This window comes from Bacteroides stercorirosoris (genome assembly GCF_900142015.1).
In the GTDB taxonomy this organism is placed as follows: Bacteria; Bacteroidota; Bacteroidia; order Bacteroidales; family Bacteroidaceae; genus Bacteroides; species Bacteroides stercorirosoris.
In genome coordinates, this window is record NZ_FQZN01000084.1 from 1 (window position 1) to 1,168 (window position 1,168).

Here is a 1,168-nt window from a genome sequence, read left to right on the forward strand (position 1 = left end):
TCTTCCGGTATAAGTTCCGTCATCCCGTGCTCTTCCAGATACAACTCCGTGGCCCTTGTGAACATCATCCCGTTCTTAAACTTGTTCCTGCGCAGGAAGCGGTAGTAATCCATTCTCATTTCATAGTTGATTTCCTGCTCCAGAACCTTTACGGCCTCTTCTCCCAGATAATTATAAGTCCTCGGGTCTTTCCCCACGCTGGGGCAGGGCAGGGAGAGAATGACATTCCCTTGGTCCCGCCACGACACGCCCTTGGGGCGGGGAGTGGTGAGCTGTAGCAGGCAACTGTAAAGATTCTGATTTTTGGTAAAACGGATGGCACCTTCCACTGTGCAGTGCGCGTATGCGCTTTGCAGGTAAGCCGCGAGATAGGGCTTCACCTGAATGGTAACTGTAATCATTATGTATATTGTTTTGAAGTGAAAAATATTTCCATACGTTTGTGTCCCTGTGGCGGGGATCGTTCCTCGGAGCAGTGGAAGAAGGCAGATGTGTTACTCCGGCAAACGATGGAAAATCCAATGATTACGGTATGTCGATGTTGCTCTACGACCTGCGGGTCGTTTCTCTACGGGGAAGGGTGCCTTGCCCGTAGAGGAACGCGCGGTTCCTCTACGGGTCAAAGCACCCGCCTCTGACCTTTGGTGCAAATATCTGTCAAATTAACATTTCTGACAAGACTTGAATGCAGTGGTTAAAGATAGTATTGTAACGAAACATTTGTCTTTGACTCCTGTTTGTGACGTAGTATATGCGCGTGCGACAACGTGCGAAAAAATGAATGAATATGAAAACAGTCTATTTAAACAAATTTATGAGTTCGGTGGTCGCTGAACTCGAAATGAACGGGCAGTACGGCACCGCCCATGTATGCGGCAGCGTGCTGCGGTCGGTGATGGCTTTCGGTGGCGAGGGGCTGCCCGTGTCCGGCATCACGCCCTTGTGGCTGAAGGCCTATGAGGGTTACCTGCTCCATAAGGGTGGGAAGGGTCTGGCGTGGAATACCGTCTCCACCTATATGCGTATGCTCCAGGCGGTTTATAACCGGGCTGTGGTCCGTAAACTGGCGGCTTTCATCCCCCACCAGTTCCGTGACGTGTTCACCGGGCGCAAGGCGGACCACCGTCGTGTGCTGGAACGGGACGATATGCAGAAGTTACTGGTGGAA

At 51.5% G+C, this 1,168-nt stretch carries 2 protein-coding genes; one reads left to right on the forward strand and one right to left on the reverse strand.

From position 1 onward, the window contains the following. Positions 1 to 401: hypothetical protein (locus BUC01_RS24830; RefSeq protein ID WP_073315211.1), on the reverse strand; the 401-nt coding region annotated here is incomplete at its 3' end. Positions 402 to 787: 386 nt separating this feature from the next. On the opposite strand from BUC01_RS24830, the gene BUC01_RS24835 reads away from it, so the two are divergent. Next, on the forward strand, positions 788 to 1,168 hold a 381-nt coding region (locus BUC01_RS24835), incomplete at its 3' end, for a phage integrase SAM-like domain-containing protein (protein ID WP_317044921.1).